This is a genomic window from Aeromonas sp. FDAARGOS 1402 (assembly GCF_019046925.1).
Lineage (GTDB): Bacteria > Pseudomonadota > Gammaproteobacteria > Enterobacterales > Aeromonadaceae > Aeromonas > Aeromonas caviae.
Genome location: NZ_CP077201.1, coordinates 1983355 through 1997233, shown reverse-complemented (window position 1 = coordinate 1997233; position 13879 = coordinate 1983355). Strand labels below are relative to the sequence as shown.

Below are 13879 nucleotides of genomic sequence, written 5' to 3'. Positions count from 1 at the left end.
GAGTTTTCTCCCCGCTCCCGCTTGTGAAAGGGGCGGCGGATACTTATCATGCAGCCGCCATTGTTTAGTTTAATAAACGGAGAGAGATGAAGAACTGGATGGGCACCGGCAGCGCGGCCCTCTCATTCGTGCTGTGGGGCATGCTGCCCCTCTATTACCAGTTCATGCCCGAGATCAACATGTGGGAACTGCTCTCCCACCGGGTGCTCTGGTCCGTGCTGCTGCTGGGAGGCCTGCTTCTGCTCCTCGGCCATCGGGTACCCTGGGGGGCCCTGCGCGGCGATCCCCGGCAGCTCGGCCTTGTGCTGCTGGCGGGCCCCGTGATGTCCATCAGCTGGTGCATGTTCACCTGGTGCCTGACCACGGGCCAGGTGCTGGCCACCAGCCTCGCCTTCTTCATGACCCCGCTGTTCAACATCGCCTTTGCGGTGCTCTTCCTCAAAGAGAAGCTCACCCCGCAAAAACACCTGGCGGTGGCGCTCGCCCTGGCGGGGCTCGCCTACATGCTCTTCTCCTACGGCGAGCTGCCCTGGTTCTCCCTCGTGATGGGGGCCAACTTCGCCCTCTACGGCCTCATCAAGAAGAAGGTGAGACTGGACGCCGGTACCAGCCTCTATCTGGAGTCTCTGGTGCAGTTGCCCGTCGCCCTTCTCATCATCGGCTGGCTGACCTTGCAGGGCACCAGCCAGTTTATGGCCGGTGACTGGACCGAGCGACTGCTGCTGATGGGCAGCGCCCCCGCCACCCTGCTGCCGGTGGGGCTGTTCTGCTATGCGGTGGCGCGCACGCCCATGAGCACGGTGGGGCTGCTGCAATACATAGAGCCGAGCCTCGCCTTCCTGCTCGCCCTCTTCTGGTTTGGCGAGATCCCGGATCCGGTGAAATCCGTGGGCTTTGCCTTCGTCTGGGCCGGCCTGCTGGTGAGCCTGCTGCCCCTGCACCGGCTTGGGCGCCAGCGGGCCAGGTGGCGCACCTCGTGACCCTCGCCACCCCCACTCCCTCCCGCTGGTTTGTCTATCTGGTGCGCACCGGCGCGGGCGCGCTCTATGCGGGGATCAGCACGGATCCCGAGCGGCGACTGCGTCAGCACCAGAGCGGCAAGGGGGCCAGAGCCCTGCGCGGCAAGGGGCCCCTCTCCCTGGTATGGCAGCAGGAGGTCCCCGGCAAACGCGAGGCGCTGCGCCTCGAGTACCGCCTCAAGCAGCAGAGCAAGGCGTTCAAGGAGCGCCTGGTACACGAACCGGCGCTGTGGCATGGCTGGAGCCTTTCCTGGCTTGCCAACCCGCACACCGACCCTGTGTCGCCCCCATAAAAAGGGCCACTGCAAGCAGTGGCCAAGGAAGGATGCGAAATCAGGGAGGCTTAACGGTAGGTGTTCGACTGCTTGCGCCTGTTGCTGAGTAGCCAGCACACCACCAGCACCACCAGCAACCAGGGCGCCAGCTTGATGATGAGGGCAAACATGCCGGCCAGGGCGCCAAACAGCACGAAGACCCCGCTCACCAGCAGCATGGCCAGCACGGTGAATCCGGTCAGCGCCATGCCGATCAGCACCAGGATCAAGACGATAAATTCCAGCATGTTGTGCTCCTCACGGGCTTGCACTTGCCGACGGGGCGATCCGGAGATCACCCCAGCCAGCGTTGAAGTTCACGGCGGGGAGGCATGACGAGCACCCCCACCAGATAGAGCGCCAGGGCGAGCGGCGGCATCAGGATCAGGGCGAGCAGGGCCACCACCCGCACCGTCACTCTGGACACCCCCAGCCCTCTGGCAAGACCGGCGCAGACCCCGGTCAGCTTGCGATGGGCGAGATCCTTGGGCCAGGGTGTCATGGTTATGCCTCCACCTTCTGACCCTTGAGGCGGGCCAGTTCCCGCTCAATCTCGTCGTTCAGCTCCAGCTCGCGGAACTGGGCCTCGAGGGACAGATTCTGCCCCAGGGTCGCCGCCTCCAGCTGGGCCTCCAGCTGATCGACCCGGTTCTGGAAGCCGTCGAAGCGGGCCACCAGCTCGTGCATGCGCTGGTTGTCCACCTGGGCACGGGCACGGATGCGGCTGTGGGCGGTCTGCTCGCGCAAGGTCAGCATCTTCTGCTTCTCCCGCGCCTCGGTCAGCTTGGCCGCCAGTCGCTCGCTGTCGGCGGTGAGCTGGGCCAGCACTTCGGCCACCCGCGCCTTGTCCTCTTCCAGCCGCTCGCACTGCTTCATCTCCGCCAGCTTCTCGGTGAGGGCGGCACGGGCCAGATCTTCGCGGCCCTTCTGGATGGCGAGTTCGGCCTTGGCTGCCCACTCCTGGATCTGGTTGCGCAGCGCCTGCTGATGGCGCTCCAGCTGTTTCTGTTCGGCGATGACGCGGGCGGCCTGGGTTCTCATCTCGACCTGGACCTGCTCCATCTCCTCGATCATCAGGCGCAGCATCTTCTCCGGCTCTTCGCTCTTGTCGAGCAGGCTGTGCAGGTTGGCATTGATCACGTCGGTCAGGCGGCTGAATACGCTCATGGTCTGGCTCCTTGTTGATGGGGTGTCACTCTCTTCCCATGACATTACAAGAGCCGTGCCAGAATGTTTTTTCCTTTATTTACAATTAGATGAAAGTTAACGATGGATGTTCACCGGATACAACGTGGTGAAAAAAACTAACAAGATGGTGATTTTCACCAATAAAAAAGGGAGCCAGCGGCTCCCTCTCTTCTCTGCAACCGGGCTCAGGCCGCCGGTCGATGGCCGAGCTTGCCATCCAGCTCCGCCAGCTTGGCTTCCATCTTCTCCCGGCAGGTGTCGGAGAGCTCGCGAATGCCAGCGGCGCCGTGCTCCTTGCTGCACACCGGGGCCATCACCTCCAGCAGCACCTCGCCGTTGTCCCAGCGGTTGAGATCGACCTGACCGAAGTAGCTGGAGCAGACGATGGGCACCACGGGCACCTCGGCCTGGACGGCAGTGTGGAAGGCCCCCGCCTTGAACGGCAGCAGACCGCGCCCCTGGGAGCGGGTCCCCTCCGGGAACATCCAGATGGAGGTGCCGCGATGCTTGATGCGATCCACCACCTGGCCGATGGTGCCGATGGCGCGGGAGCGGTTGGAGCGGTCGATCAGCACGTTGCCGGAGAGCCAGAAGATGAGGCCGAAGAAGGGGAGCCACAACAGGCTCTTCTTGCCCACCGCCACCACGCCGGGCTGCACGGCGCCAGTCACGGTGAAGATGTCGTAGTTGCTCTGGTGATTGCAGACGTAGACCGCAGGCCCCACCGATTTGACCTCGTCGGCCACCGTCACCCGGACCTTGAGGCCGATCAGCGGGCAGACCGCATGATACATGCGGGCGAAGACATAGACGTTGTTCGGGTGGCGCGGGCGCACCAGACAAAGCAACAGGCCGAACAGGAACCAGAAGACGAGCAGCAGTGCCAGCAGCAGCACACGGGCAAGTTTGAGCATCGAACACCTCGGAATTTGACTCGGCGCAGTATACTGGTCCCCCTTTTAGCGAACAAGCGTTCGCCAGACAGAACCGACCAGCCCCGGACGTCACCGACCACCCCGGCTTGCCCCACCCGCCATTGCCCGCTAGGATGTGGCCATCTTGATGAACGGGGCGAGCATGATTTTGCAACAACGCGCGGCGACACGACTCCTGCTGCTGGTCTGCCTGCTGGTGCTCAATTGCGCGGCCCAGCCGCTGGCCCGCCTCGCCCTGCTCGATCACGCCGTGAGTTGCCAGACCCTGCCCCAGTTCGCCTCAGCCGACGACCAGGCTGACAAGGGCACGCCCACCAGTGTGCAGCCCAACAGCTGCCAGCTCAACGGCAAGTGGCTGAGCGCCGCCAGTCTGCTGTGCGTGGAGCAACTCTTCTTCGCCATCGCCTTCGTGATTGCCCTGCTGGTGCCCCTGTCACGGCGCGCGCCGGCACTGCCTCCCCCCATCAATGTCTCGCCGCCGGAGCGGCGACTGCACCTCACCCTCTGCGTCTGGCGGGAATGAGTCCAGCCGCGCTTTTTCAGCCTGCTGTCACTCATTTTTTGCGAGACCCAACACATGTCGAATCTCTTCAAGGCGGCCCTGCTACTGGGCAGCCTGCTGTGGCAATCCAGCGGATTGGCCAGCGATACGGGGTGGCTCACCCGCCCCCAGAACAGTCACGCCAAGGTCAGGCTGCAAGCCGACCGCAGCGTCCCGGATCAAACCCGCATCCTGCTCGATGTCCAGCTGGCGTCAGGCTGGAAGACCTACTGGCACAGCCCGGGTGAAGGGGGCATAGCGCCCCAGATCCTGTGGGATAAGCCGGTCGGCGACTTCCAGTGGCACTGGCCCACGCCGCGCCCCTTCGAGGTGGCCGGGCTCAACACCCAGGGCTATCAGGAGCAGGTACGCTTCCCCCTGAGCCTGGGCTACCCGGCCGGGCAGCCGCTCAAGGGCACCTTGCGCCTCCCCACCTGCAGCAATGTCTGCATCCTGACCGACTACCCCTTCACCCTGGCGGTAGAGGGGCAGGCGCCGGCCGGTTTCGACTTCGCCTGGGCCCGGGCCATGAGCACCCTGCCACAGACGCTGCCCGCCGACACCCGGGTCGAGCTCGGCTACCAGCACAACCAGCTGCAACTGCGGGCCGAGCGGGTCGAGGGGTGGCAGGAGCCAGCTCTCTTCATCGATGCGCTGGAGGGGGCCGAGTTCGGCAAGCCCGCGCTCGAGGTAAGCGGCACTACCCTGATCGCCCGGGTGCCGGTCAGCGACGGCTGGCAGGGGGATGCCCCTGACTTGCGCGGCCAATCCCTCGGCCTGCTGCTCGGTAGCGGCGAGCAGGCCTGGCAGACCCGCGCCACCATCGCCGATCCCCTCGCCCTGCCGGCCCCCGAGCAGCCACTTCTCTGGCTGCTCGGGGCGGCGCTGCTCGGCGGTCTCATCCTCAACCTGATGCCCTGCGTGCTGCCGGTGCTGGCCCTGAAACTCGGCACCGTGTTGCAGCAGCAAGAGAGCGAACAAGGAGGCGTGCGCAAACAGTTCCTCGCCGCCAGTACCGGGATAATCACCTCCTTCTGGGTGCTGGCGGCCATGAGCAGCCTGCTGCGCGCCACACAAGGGGCGGTCGGCTGGGGGATCCAGTTCCAGAGCGCCGGTTTCATCGGCTTCATGGTGGCGGTGACCCTGCTGTTTTGCGCCAACCTGCTGGGGCTGTTCGAGATAAGGTTGCCCAGCGATCTCAACACTCGCCTCGCCACCCGCGGCGGCAAGGGGCTCGGTGGCCACTTCCTGCAAGGGAGTTTCGCCACCCTGCTCGCGACCCCCTGCTCCGCCCCTTTCCTCGGCACCGCGGTGGCCTTTGCCCTGGCGGCGCCGCTCGGCCAGCTCTGGCTCATCTTCACGGCCCTCGGCCTTGGCATGAGCCTGCCCTGGCTGCTGGTGGCGGCCCTGCCGCGCCTCGCCCTCTGGCTGCCCAAACCGGGGCGCTGGATGGAGCGACTGCGCATCCTGCTCGGGCTGATGATGCTGGGCTCCAGCCTCTGGCTGGCGAGCCTGCTTGGCAACCATCTGGGCACCACGGCCACCGGCTGGCTGATGGCCGCCATGGTGCTGGCGCTGCTGATGGGCATCCTCTGGCGCTATGGCCTGCGCGGTTTCACCCTGGCCCTCTCCCTCTCGGCACTCATCGGCGGCGCCCTGCTGCTGGGGGGCGCCCTCACGGTGAAAGGGAGTGGCAGCGTCGATCGCATCGCCTGGCAGCCGCTCTCCGAACAGGCCATCGCCGACGCCCTGGCCCAGAATAAGCGGATCTTCGTGGATGTGACCGCCGACTGGTGCGTCACCTGCAAGGCCAACAAATACAACGTGCTGCTGCGTGACGAGGTGCAGCGCGCCCTGTCGGCCCCGGACGTGGTGGCCCTTCGCGGCGACTGGAGCCGGCCGAGCGATGCCATTTCCGCCTTCCTGCGCCAGCGTGGCGCAGCCGCCGTTCCCTTCAACCAGATCTACGGGCCCGGCCTGCCGGAAGGGGAGGTCCTCTCTCCCCTGCTGGACAAGGCCGACTTGCTCGACAGCTTGCACAAGGCCGGCCTCGTTCGGGCCGATGCCACCCATTTCTAAGGAGAATGCCATGAGACTGCGAACCCTGACCCTCTGCACCGCCCTGGTCGCCGCCACCCTAGGCACCCCCACGCTGCACGCCGCCCCCTTCACCCCGGAGCAGGAGGCCCGCATCAAGGAGCTCATTCGCGAGACCCTGATCGCCAACCCCGGGATCCTCGACGAGGCAGCCGAATCCTGGGAGAAACAGAACGCCGCGACCCAGCAAGCCCAGATGGGTGACTTCATCAAGGGCAACCAGGACGTGCTGTTCAACAGCCCCACCAGCCCGCGCCTCGGCGCCAAGCATCCCAAGCTGACCCTGGTGCTGTTCACCGACTACAACTGCCCCTACTGCAAGCAGTTCGACCCGGCGGTCGCCAAGCTGCTCGCGGCCTATCCGGACGATCTGGGGCTGGTGATCAAGCTGCTGCCGTTCAAGGGGCAGACCTCCGCCAAGGCAGCCCAGTACAGCCTGACCCTGTGGCAACAGGATCCTGCCCGCTTCCTCTCCCTGCACGACAAGCTCATGAGCAAGCAGGGGATGCTGACCGAGACGGACATCAACAAGGCGCTGGCCGCCACCGACAACCTGACCCTCAAGCCCGCAGGCAAGGCCACCGAAGAGCTGCGCAACAGCCTGCGCATCGGCACCCTGCTCGGCGTGCAAGGCACCCCGGCGACCCTTATCGGCAACCAGCTGGTGCCGGGTGCCATTCCCTATGACGAGCTGGAGCAGCTGGTCAAAGCCGAGCTGGCCAAGCGGAGCTAAGCCATGGCCGAGGATGCAGGCATAAAGGCCCCCCACTGGCGCCGCTGGGGCAAGGAGGCGCTCTGGCTGCTGCTGATGGCGCTCGTCATCACCACCCTGGTGGATATGTGGCGCAGCCCCACCCTGCCGGCGGGGGCCATGGAGGCCCCCTTCACCCTGCAGGACGGCACCACCACCACTCTGGCCGAGCAGAGCCGCGGCAAGCCCCTGCTGGTCTACTACTGGGCCAGCTGGTGCGGGGTGTGCCGCTTCACCACTCCCACGGTGGAGCAGCTCTGGCAGGAGGGTGAAAATGTGCTGACGGTGGCCCTGCGCTCCGGCAGCGATGAGCCGTTGCGCGCCGGGATGGCGAAGAAGGGGCTGACCTTCCCCACCCACAACGACGAGTCCGGGGATCTGGCCGCCCGCTGGCAGGTGGGGGTGACGCCAACCTTCCTCGTCATCAAGGATGGGGCTCTGGTGAGCAGCACCACCGGCTGGAGCAGCGCCTGGGGGCTCAGGTTGCGGCTGCTCTGGGCAAGCTGGTAGCCCCCTTCATGCCAGAGATGCAAAGAGCCCGGTATCGCTACCGGGCTCTTTTTCATCAGAGGGCTGACAACCCGTCCTATTGGGCGGCCTCCATCGCCCGCTTCTCCAGATTGGCCTTGATGTCGAGACGCTCAGACTCTCCGATCACCCCGTCACCGTTCTTGTCCAGGCGAGAGAAGAGCGCCTCCTGCCGCGCCATGAACTGGGCCCTGGTGGTCTCCCGCGACGGCTTGAGCTGGCTCATCCGCTCCGGGACCGCCTTGCCAGCCTGTTGCATCACGCCAGCCAGCTTTGCCAGGTTGGCCTCTTTCTCGGCAACCGACAGCACGCCGTCACCGTTCTTGTCTTGCAGGGCGAAGCGCTGGGCGGCGCGCTCCATGAACTGGGCCCTGGTGACATCCCCCATCATCGGCGAGGCGGGCAATATGTCGCTGGCAGAGGCGGCACTGCCTGCCAACGCAAGCACGAAAAACGCGGACTTGACCATGGCGATGACTCCTTGTGACGGCAGAATCCGGATGGTTCGGACAAGAGGGGGTCGGGCAACGCCAGGGCCTGCCGCCCCCCTCTGCCAGTGTAGCCCCGCCGCCATCTCGCACCGCCCGCTCTTTTCGTACAGAAAGACCGCACTTTCATGGCAGAGGCGCCGGCTTTCCGTTAAAATCTCCGGTTTTTGCCGAGCCTGGTTTGCCGACGTTGCGCCACCAGGTCGACACAGGATGAATTCCACCATGCCAGTGAGGCAGGATCCGTCATGAACAACTACTTCCGGGTGTTGGGCGTCAAGTCCAATGCCAGTGAAAACGACATCAAGAAAGCCTATCGACGGCTGTCGAACCAGTACCACCCCGACAAGCTGCACGGGGCGAGCGAAGAAGAGAAAGAGCAGGCAGCCGCCCGGCTGCACCAGGTAAAGCAGGCTTATGAAGTGCTGTCCGATCCGAAACAGCGGGCCGCCTTTATCAAGGATTTCAACAACGTCATCGTGACCGATCCCGCTGCTGCCATGCAGGAGATGTGGGACCAGTTCTACCCCTGAGCCACCAGGCAAGAAGAGCGACTATGCAAAAAAAATGGGACCAGGCACGGCTCAAGGCCCTGCAAAGCGATGCCAGCGAGAACATCGAATCCTACCGGGATCAGGATGACCCCAAGGGGCTCGAGCAGTTCACCGACAAGATGAAGGCCCTGCTGCTGGCCGACATGAGCATGCTGGAGTTCATGCCCGAATACCTGCCGCTTGCCCTCTATGGCCGGGTGCAGTTCCCGCCCAAGGCCAAGTCGCAGTGGAACAAGTGGCTCGCCAGCGGTGAGCAGCCCTCCTGGGACGAGTTCAAGGTGAGCGTCGGCTTCAACAACGCCATCCTGCCGCTGGTCAAGGCGGTGCGGGCACAGAGCGAAGATCAGCTGATGGAAGCCTGCGCCGTGCTGTTCCTCCTGGACAACCCGCTGCCGCGCGGTAGCCACCGCAGTGATGACGACGTTGATCTGCGCGATGAAGAAGAGGAAGACGGGGAAGATGCCGACGCCGACTACCACGGCGGCAGTGACCGCTATGGTGATGACGACGGCGATCAGGATATGTACGACGAAGTCCGTTTCTAATTGGGGCAAGGCATGAGCAACAGTCTGATAGAAATTACCGCCATCGAGATCAAAGAGCTGGCCGTTATCGAGCCGAAGCAGGCCAGCGAGAAGTTCGAGCTGATCGCCAAGACCATGTCTGACGACCAGTTGGCAGAAGTGATTGAAAACATTGATATCGTTACCCTGACCCAGATCAACGGCCAGCACGACATCTCCTTCCCCTCCATCATCTCCGAGCTGATGACCCCGGAGCGGATCCGCGACATCGTCTGCCAGCAGCCCCTCTACTGGGAAGAGGCGATCAAGAACAACGCCGACGAGCTGCAACAGCACACCTTCGACTTCCTCAACTACTTGATCCGCACCCAGGATAGCGAAGCCAAGCAGCGGGAGATCCTCGAGTGCGTGGCCGAGGATCCGGCCGGTCTCTTCTACCTCGCCATCCCCTTTATCGAGTTCTATCGCGGCGATCGCTATGAAGAGGACGAAGGCTATCGCGACGTGCTGCACGCCGAAGAGGAAGATCTCGAAGAGTCCCTGCGCTACAGCGAGCGCCAGCAGAGCGAGGATGTCCACGACTACGCCCTGGACGACCCCCGCAGCCTCTTGATGCTCATTCGCGAGCTGGCCCCCGAGGTGGAAAAATCCATCAAGTCGCTGCTGCGCAACGAGCACTCCACCTGGGACGGCATCATCAACAAGTTTGCCGCCGAGCTGGTGATGCAGGCCAAAGAGAAGAACAAGGTCGAGGAAGACGAGTACGGCGACGTCGACGACATGTTCAGCTTTCTGGATTAAGGAGCCCATTCATGCAGTTAGTCATTCGCGATGCCAACCAGGGCCCCTTTCTGACCCAGGTGCTGCGCTTTGGCCGCGACAACGAACTCTTGAGTCAGCAGCAGCTCGCCGCCATCAAGGGCAAGGCGGTGCTGATGAGCCTCAAATTCGCCGACAAGTACTACAACAAGTACAAGATGCACCTGCTGGAGCAGGCCGCCCACGACGTCATCGGCGTGGTGAGCCTCGGTCTGCAGGAGCTATCCCAACGGGATCCGGCCAAGGCACTGGCCCTGTTGCAGGCGCCGGAAGGCCCCATCAAGCCGTTCCAGAAGGGCTGGTCCATGCTCATCACCGTCAGCCCCAAGCAGGCTGGCAACAGCCTCTACGGTGACGTGGATGCGCGGCTCTTGGACAAGATCTCGAGCCCCCCCGATGTGGAGGAGTGGCAAGGATGGCAGGAGTACGAGAAGGCGCTGACCGAGCACAACAAGAGCCGCCTGATGGAACTCATCGACCAGCACTTCTTCGCCTGCGAGAGCGACCACCCCACCATGGAGGACAAGCTGGCCGAGGCCCTGCTCTACCGCATCCTCTGCGGCAAGGGCAGTGGCGCCGCCCCCCTCAAGGTGAAGCAGGATCTCAAGCGCAAGCTGGCGCGGGAGATTGAGCTCGACGAGGGCTGGTACGACACCGACTACCTCGCCGCCCAGCTTGCCCTGATGCTGGGCGCGCTGCCCGCCGACATGGCCGCCGTCCTGCGTCAGGAGCTGAGCCCGGGCTTTGTGCCCAACCTCCTCCACACCCTCGGCTTTGTGCGCCAGTACCAGCAGTTGCAAAAAGAGGACGCCTCGCCGGAGAAGCTCGACAACATGGAGATGCGCGCCGGGATCCGCCACCCCCTGCTCGGCTGGCCGCTCTACCACGACTTCTGATGACGGGCTTTCCCCTTCACCCTGTTCCAACGCCCGGCTTGCCGGGCGTTGTCATTTTTGCAGCTCGCAGATGGCGGCGCCGACCCTATCGGGCAATGGTCCACATGGCGCTTTGCATCCCGGTCTCCCGAAAATCGATCACCACGGGATAGTCGTTGCCACAGCCCGTCACCGTCCAGCGCTCCTGCCAGTGGCGACTGCCCGGCTCCCCCTCGGGAAGTTGCAACACCACGGGCACGAAGCGCTCCGGCGCGTCACACCCCTTGGTGGCCACCCAGGATGCGACCCCCACCATGGCATCCCGGATCAGCTGCTGATTGGCCAGGGTACCTTCCTGCACGGGTTCACTCGGACTGGCCTCGGCCTGGCACACCAGGGGAAAAAGCAACAGCAGGGCACAGGGTCTCATCACACCTCCAGAGGGGTCAGTCAAAAAGTGGTTCGTTCGGGGCTTTCATCATGACCCGAAACGGCGCCAGACAGAAGAGGCCACCAGGGGGGAAGCAGGCGCAGGATCCGGGGTGCGGTGGCGTGCACGCAAGTCGGACTACCTCCTAAGCGTCATTGGCCCACATTTTGTCAGGGATATAATGACTCCCCCATACAAGCCGCCGGGGAGCCAGACCGTGAGCAGAAAGCCGGACCGCATGACCGCCATGCAGCAGATCATCGACGCCGTGAAGGCGGAATTTCCGCTCTATCAACCGGATACCTTCAAATGCGGGCCGGACAACACCTGCATCGGCTGCCCCAAGAAGCTGATGGAGCTGGTGGATACGGATCTCTGCTACTGGCAATATCAGATCGATCGCGGCATCCCGCCCAGCTTCGACGAGCTCAACCGCTTCGGCAAGATGTGCAAAAATATCCGCCGGGCCCTGGTGCGCAATGGCCGCATTCCCGCCTGACGAGAAGCAATATGCTGCCTTCATCGGTTTTTTATGATGGTTTTATCCACCAGAATGAATCACCACCTTATTTAATGGCTAGGCACACCTTGTTCACCGCCTATCGTGCTGATGGCCGACGCAGGTTCATTGCCCCAAGGAGCACAATATGACTCAGGAAAGCATCCAGACCCGCTACACGCTGGATCCCGCCCTTGCCAGCGCCACCGAACTGGAGCAGGCCATCGCCCGGGCCATCGAGGCCAACAAGCAGGACTTCTTCCCCCTGCTGGAGCGGCTGGTGGATGTGGGTGACAGCCGGGTCAAGCTCAGCCAGAAGGATCCCCTGCGGGTGCTGGGGGTGGAACTCGACGAGGCTCGCACCGGCGGCACTGCCCGCCTCGGCTACGAATCCAACTTTTCCGAGAGCTGCCGCCTTATCGACGAATACGACCAGCACCAGACCAGCGTGGCCTTCACCCTCGACGGGGATCAGCTCGTCTTCGATCTTGAGCTGCCCATCGAGTGGAACTTCGACAACTGAATTGGCGGCGGTGCCATTCCCCTGGCTTGTTGTACCCAGCGGCGCCCCTCTCCCCCCTTTCTGGTGTAGGGTTGTCTGCACAGCAACGGATAGACATCTCGAGGATCACCATGGGTGAGCATCAACCTACAGCAATGCCGGTATTGAATGACAGTGAGCGCCTTGGGCTCGAGCGCAAGAGCGCCGGGGATTTCCCCCTCTATCACCAGGATCCTCACACCCCGTCTGCCCGTGGCTGGGCACTCATCCTGCTGGGGGTCATCCTGGGGTTTGCGGCACTCTCCGCCCCCATCGACTTTTTCAAGACCACCTCAGGGGGCTTTGTGCCCGCCCTCCTGTTCCCTCTCATTCCTCTGGCCGTGCTCGCCATGGTGGCGGGAAAAGGGTGGCGCTCGCTGTTTCGAACGCCGACGCGGCGGGATTGTCTCTTGATGCTGGCGATTACCGGCATCAACATACTGGTCTCAATCGCCGTTGCCATGGCCATGCAGCACCTGTTCCAGCTGAATGCAAACCCGGTCAACGCCATGCTGGCAGAGGCGTCCAATACGGCGCGCATCCTCTTTTATCTCAAGACGGCGCCCCAGCTCTTCGGCGAGGAGGTGATCTCCATCCTGCCTTTTCTGGCCATCCTCTGGTGTTGTCACCAGAAGCTCGGCCTGACCCGCAAGTCCGCCATCCTCATCGCCTGGCTATCGACTGCCCTTATCTTCGGAGCCCTGCACCTGCCCACTTATGACTGGAATTTTCTGCAATGTTTTCTGGTGATCGGCACGGCCCGCATCGTGCTGCTCAGTGGCTACATCATCACCAAAAACATCTGGGTATCGACCGGCTCACACATCATCAACGACTGGCTGCTGTTTAGCCTGATGCTGCTGCTTGGCAGCCACACAGGCACCTGATGCACGCAATAAACAGGCTGGCCATGGATAGAGAGAGCCGTAGGCGTGCCCGCAGCATGGCGGCAGCCTGTTTTCGCGAACGTCTGATTACGCTTCGCTAATCAGACCTACGGCCTCCCCTCACCCTGACCCTCTCCCAAGGGGAGAGGGGATCAGCGCCTGCCAACCTGTAGCCATAGCTGTCACTCCATTTAAAAATTGCTGCGATCTGGGCTCCCTTCTCCCCTTGCGGGAGAAGGGTCGGGAATGAGGGGGATGTAACTTAGACTTCTCTTATATTTATCAACTCTGTATTCAAGAACCATTCAACGCTAGACATAAAATAGACTTAGATCACGATGAACCTCACCTTGGTTATGATATCGTGCTTATATATTAATTCTTTATTTTTATACTTCGTCATTAAAATTGTCATGCGATGCAGGATGAGAGCGCTTATTGAGGAGCGAATGAAAGTGGCAACTGAAAGGATTTTTTTATTACTGTCATTGTTAATTTTATTGATCAGCCCTGCTCATGCCAAAAACTGCAAAAAGGGACAGCCATGCGGTAACTCATGTATTTCATGGAGTAAAACATGCCGTATAAACACGTATAGCCACCAATTGGTAGCCCCATCTACCTCATCCACATCAAAGGTCTATGAAAGAAAAGAGACAAGCTTGAAGTCGGGTAATGTGCTTGTCAGATATGTTATCCCCTCGAAATTAAATGTTCGTGAAAAGCCAAACACATCATCATATATAGCGACACGACTTATAAAGGGTGATTTTGTTTTGCTATATAAAGTGGAAGGGAAGTGGGCCTATATCAGTAAGAGAGGAATTCATGGATGGGTAAAAGATGAATACCTGTCTTTATCTCCTGTTACCTGATTTAGAAAAGAAAG

General features: G+C 62.2%; 20 protein-coding genes. 14 read left to right on the top strand and 6 right to left on the bottom strand.

Annotated features, from left to right (window positions below):
- The first annotated feature begins 86 nt into the window (after positions 1-86).
- Together rarD and I6L32_RS09550 are read left to right on the top strand one after the other, a co-directional pair.
- Positions 87-980, top strand: coding sequence for an EamA family transporter RarD (rarD, locus tag I6L32_RS09555; protein WP_216945004.1), 894 nt, complete (start codon positions 87-89; stop codon positions 978-980).
- Positions 977-1312, top strand: coding sequence for a GIY-YIG nuclease family protein (locus I6L32_RS09550; protein WP_010672798.1), 336 nt, complete (start codon positions 977-979; stop codon positions 1310-1312). Before rarD ends, I6L32_RS09550 begins: the two co-directional genes overlap by 4 nt.
- A 50-nt stretch (positions 1313-1362) precedes the next feature.
- On the opposite strand, the gene pspG is transcribed toward I6L32_RS09550, so the two are convergent.
- The 4 genes from pspG to I6L32_RS09530 all read right to left on the bottom strand — a co-directional run bounded on the left by pspG (position 1363) and on the right by I6L32_RS09530 (position 3435).
- A complete protein-coding gene (pspG, locus tag I6L32_RS09545; RefSeq protein WP_010672797.1) occupies positions 1363-1581 on the bottom strand; it encodes an envelope stress response protein PspG in 219 nt (72 codons plus the stop codon).
- A 47-nt stretch (positions 1582-1628) separates the two neighbouring features.
- A complete protein-coding gene (locus tag I6L32_RS09540) occupies positions 1629-1835 on the bottom strand; it encodes a PspC domain-containing protein (protein WP_010672796.1) in 207 nt (68 codons plus the stop codon).
- Between the two features lie 2 nt (positions 1836-1837).
- Positions 1838-2500: a phage shock protein PspA gene (gene pspA / locus I6L32_RS09535; protein WP_216945003.1), complete on the bottom strand. Its 663-nt coding sequence runs from the start codon at positions 2498-2500 to the stop codon at positions 1838-1840.
- Between the two features lie 206 nt (positions 2501-2706).
- Complete coding sequence (locus I6L32_RS09530; protein ID WP_039039739.1) at positions 2707-3435, bottom strand: 1-acylglycerol-3-phosphate O-acyltransferase; 729 nt, start codon at positions 3433-3435, stop codon at positions 2707-2709.
- Between the two features lie 163 nt (positions 3436-3598).
- On the opposite strand from I6L32_RS09530, the gene I6L32_RS09525 reads away from it, so the two are divergent.
- The 4 genes from I6L32_RS09525 to I6L32_RS09510 are packed head-to-tail and all read left to right on the top strand — an operon-like array spanning position 3599 to position 7355.
- Positions 3599-3979: a hypothetical protein gene (locus I6L32_RS09525; RefSeq protein WP_216945002.1), complete on the top strand. Its 381-nt coding sequence runs from the start codon at positions 3599-3601 to the stop codon at positions 3977-3979.
- Positions 3980-4033: 54 nt separating this feature from the next.
- Positions 4034-6076 carry a protein-disulfide reductase DsbD gene (locus tag I6L32_RS09520; protein ID WP_216945001.1) on the top strand — a complete coding sequence of 681 codons (2043 nt, stop codon included), beginning with the start codon at positions 4034-4036 and terminating at the stop codon, positions 6074-6076.
- Between the two features lie 10 nt (positions 6077-6086).
- On the top strand, positions 6087-6827 hold the full coding sequence (locus I6L32_RS09515) for a DsbA family protein (RefSeq protein WP_042877715.1): 741 nt from the start codon (positions 6087-6089) through the stop codon (positions 6825-6827).
- A 3-nt stretch (positions 6828-6830) separates the two neighbouring features.
- Positions 6831-7355, top strand: a complete 525-nt coding sequence (locus I6L32_RS09510; protein ID WP_216945000.1) for a protein disulfide oxidoreductase — start codon at positions 6831-6833, stop codon at positions 7353-7355.
- A 76-nt stretch (positions 7356-7431) separates the two neighbouring features.
- On the opposite strand, the gene I6L32_RS09505 is transcribed toward I6L32_RS09510, so the two are convergent.
- Entirely contained in the window at positions 7432-7842 is a 411-nt protein-coding gene (locus I6L32_RS09505; protein WP_216944999.1) for an EF-hand domain-containing protein, read from the bottom strand.
- A gap of 267 nt (positions 7843-8109) precedes the next feature.
- Here I6L32_RS09505 and I6L32_RS09500 point away from each other — a divergent pair, with 267 nt between their 5' ends.
- Genes I6L32_RS09500 through I6L32_RS09485 form a run of 4 tightly spaced genes read left to right on the top strand, consistent with a single transcriptional unit; the run spans position 8110 to position 10654 of the window.
- On the top strand, positions 8110-8394 hold the full coding sequence (locus I6L32_RS09500; protein ID WP_024943298.1) for a DnaJ domain-containing protein: 285 nt from the start codon (positions 8110-8112) through the stop codon (positions 8392-8394).
- Positions 8395-8417: 23 nt separating this feature from the next.
- A complete protein-coding gene (locus I6L32_RS09495; protein ID WP_216944998.1) occupies positions 8418-8960 on the top strand; it encodes a hypothetical protein in 543 nt (180 codons plus the stop codon).
- 12 nt (positions 8961-8972) lie between these two features.
- On the top strand, positions 8973-9740 hold the full coding sequence (locus I6L32_RS09490) for a hypothetical protein (RefSeq protein ID WP_103244693.1): 768 nt from the start codon (positions 8973-8975) through the stop codon (positions 9738-9740).
- An 11-nt stretch (positions 9741-9751) separates the two neighbouring features.
- Positions 9752-10654: a hypothetical protein gene (locus I6L32_RS09485; protein ID WP_216944997.1), complete on the top strand. Its 903-nt coding sequence runs from the start codon at positions 9752-9754 to the stop codon at positions 10652-10654.
- A gap of 85 nt (positions 10655-10739) precedes the next feature.
- Here the strand turns inward: I6L32_RS09485 and I6L32_RS09480 are convergent, their stop codons facing one another.
- Entirely contained in the window at positions 10740-11063 is a 324-nt protein-coding gene (locus tag I6L32_RS09480) for a hypothetical protein (protein ID WP_045523112.1), read from the bottom strand.
- Between the two features lie 247 nt (positions 11064-11310).
- Between I6L32_RS09480 and I6L32_RS09475 the strand changes: the two genes are divergently transcribed.
- The 4 genes from I6L32_RS09475 to I6L32_RS23660 all read left to right on the top strand — a co-directional run bounded on the left by I6L32_RS09475 (position 11311) and on the right by I6L32_RS23660 (position 13865).
- Complete coding sequence (locus I6L32_RS09475) at positions 11311-11562, top strand: hypothetical protein (protein ID WP_039039818.1); 252 nt, start codon at positions 11311-11313, stop codon at positions 11560-11562.
- A gap of 148 nt (positions 11563-11710) precedes the next feature.
- Positions 11711-12085: a hypothetical protein gene (locus I6L32_RS09470; RefSeq protein ID WP_042864497.1), complete on the top strand. Its 375-nt coding sequence runs from the start codon at positions 11711-11713 to the stop codon at positions 12083-12085.
- Positions 12086-12219: 134 nt separating this feature from the next.
- Positions 12220-12990, top strand: a complete 771-nt coding sequence (locus I6L32_RS09465; RefSeq protein ID WP_216944996.1) for a CPBP family intramembrane glutamic endopeptidase — start codon at positions 12220-12222, stop codon at positions 12988-12990.
- 338 nt (positions 12991-13328) lie between these two features.
- A complete protein-coding gene (locus I6L32_RS23660) occupies positions 13329-13865 on the top strand; it encodes an SH3 domain-containing protein (protein ID WP_367950693.1) in 537 nt (178 codons plus the stop codon).
- Positions 13866-13879: the final 14 nt, after the last annotated feature.

What these genes read in the sequence shown, in the direction of transcription:
- rarD (WP_216945004.1), top strand. Translation starts at nt 87, where the DNA reads ATGAAGAACTGGATGGGCACCGGCAGCGCGGCCCTCTCATTCGTGCTG.
- pspG (WP_010672797.1), bottom strand. Translation starts at nt 1,581, where the DNA reads ATGCTGGAATTTATCGTCTTGATCCTGGTGCTGATCGGCATGGCGCTG.
- I6L32_RS09540 (WP_010672796.1), bottom strand. Translation starts at nt 1,835, where the DNA reads ATGACACCCTGGCCCAAGGATCTCGCCCATCGCAAGCTGACCGGGGTC.
- pspA (WP_216945003.1), bottom strand. Translation starts at nt 2,500, where the DNA reads ATGAGCGTATTCAGCCGCCTGACCGACGTGATCAATGCCAACCTGCAC.
- I6L32_RS09530 (WP_039039739.1), bottom strand. Translation starts at nt 3,435, where the DNA reads ATGCTCAAACTTGCCCGTGTGCTGCTGCTGGCACTGCTGCTCGTCTTC.
- I6L32_RS09525 (WP_216945002.1), top strand. Translation starts at nt 3,599, where the DNA reads ATGATTTTGCAACAACGCGCGGCGACACGACTCCTGCTGCTGGTCTGC.
- I6L32_RS09520 (WP_216945001.1), top strand. Translation starts at nt 4,034, where the DNA reads ATGTCGAATCTCTTCAAGGCGGCCCTGCTACTGGGCAGCCTGCTGTGG.
- I6L32_RS09515 (WP_042877715.1), top strand. Translation starts at nt 6,087, where the DNA reads ATGAGACTGCGAACCCTGACCCTCTGCACCGCCCTGGTCGCCGCCACC.
- I6L32_RS09510 (WP_216945000.1), top strand. Translation starts at nt 6,831, where the DNA reads ATGGCCGAGGATGCAGGCATAAAGGCCCCCCACTGGCGCCGCTGGGGC.
- I6L32_RS09505 (WP_216944999.1), bottom strand. Translation starts at nt 7,842, where the DNA reads ATGGTCAAGTCCGCGTTTTTCGTGCTTGCGTTGGCAGGCAGTGCCGCC.
- I6L32_RS09500 (WP_024943298.1), top strand. Translation starts at nt 8,110, where the DNA reads ATGAACAACTACTTCCGGGTGTTGGGCGTCAAGTCCAATGCCAGTGAA.
- I6L32_RS09495 (WP_216944998.1), top strand. Translation starts at nt 8,418, where the DNA reads ATGCAAAAAAAATGGGACCAGGCACGGCTCAAGGCCCTGCAAAGCGAT.
- I6L32_RS09490 (WP_103244693.1), top strand. Translation starts at nt 8,973, where the DNA reads ATGAGCAACAGTCTGATAGAAATTACCGCCATCGAGATCAAAGAGCTG.
- I6L32_RS09485 (WP_216944997.1), top strand. Translation starts at nt 9,752, where the DNA reads ATGCAGTTAGTCATTCGCGATGCCAACCAGGGCCCCTTTCTGACCCAG.
- I6L32_RS09480 (WP_045523112.1), bottom strand. Translation starts at nt 11,063, where the DNA reads ATGAGACCCTGTGCCCTGCTGTTGCTTTTTCCCCTGGTGTGCCAGGCC.
- I6L32_RS09475 (WP_039039818.1), top strand. Translation starts at nt 11,311, where the DNA reads ATGCAGCAGATCATCGACGCCGTGAAGGCGGAATTTCCGCTCTATCAA.
- I6L32_RS09470 (WP_042864497.1), top strand. Translation starts at nt 11,711, where the DNA reads ATGACTCAGGAAAGCATCCAGACCCGCTACACGCTGGATCCCGCCCTT.
- I6L32_RS09465 (WP_216944996.1), top strand. Translation starts at nt 12,220, where the DNA reads ATGCCGGTATTGAATGACAGTGAGCGCCTTGGGCTCGAGCGCAAGAGC.
- I6L32_RS23660 (WP_367950693.1), top strand. Translation starts at nt 13,329, where the DNA reads ATGAACCTCACCTTGGTTATGATATCGTGCTTATATATTAATTCTTTA.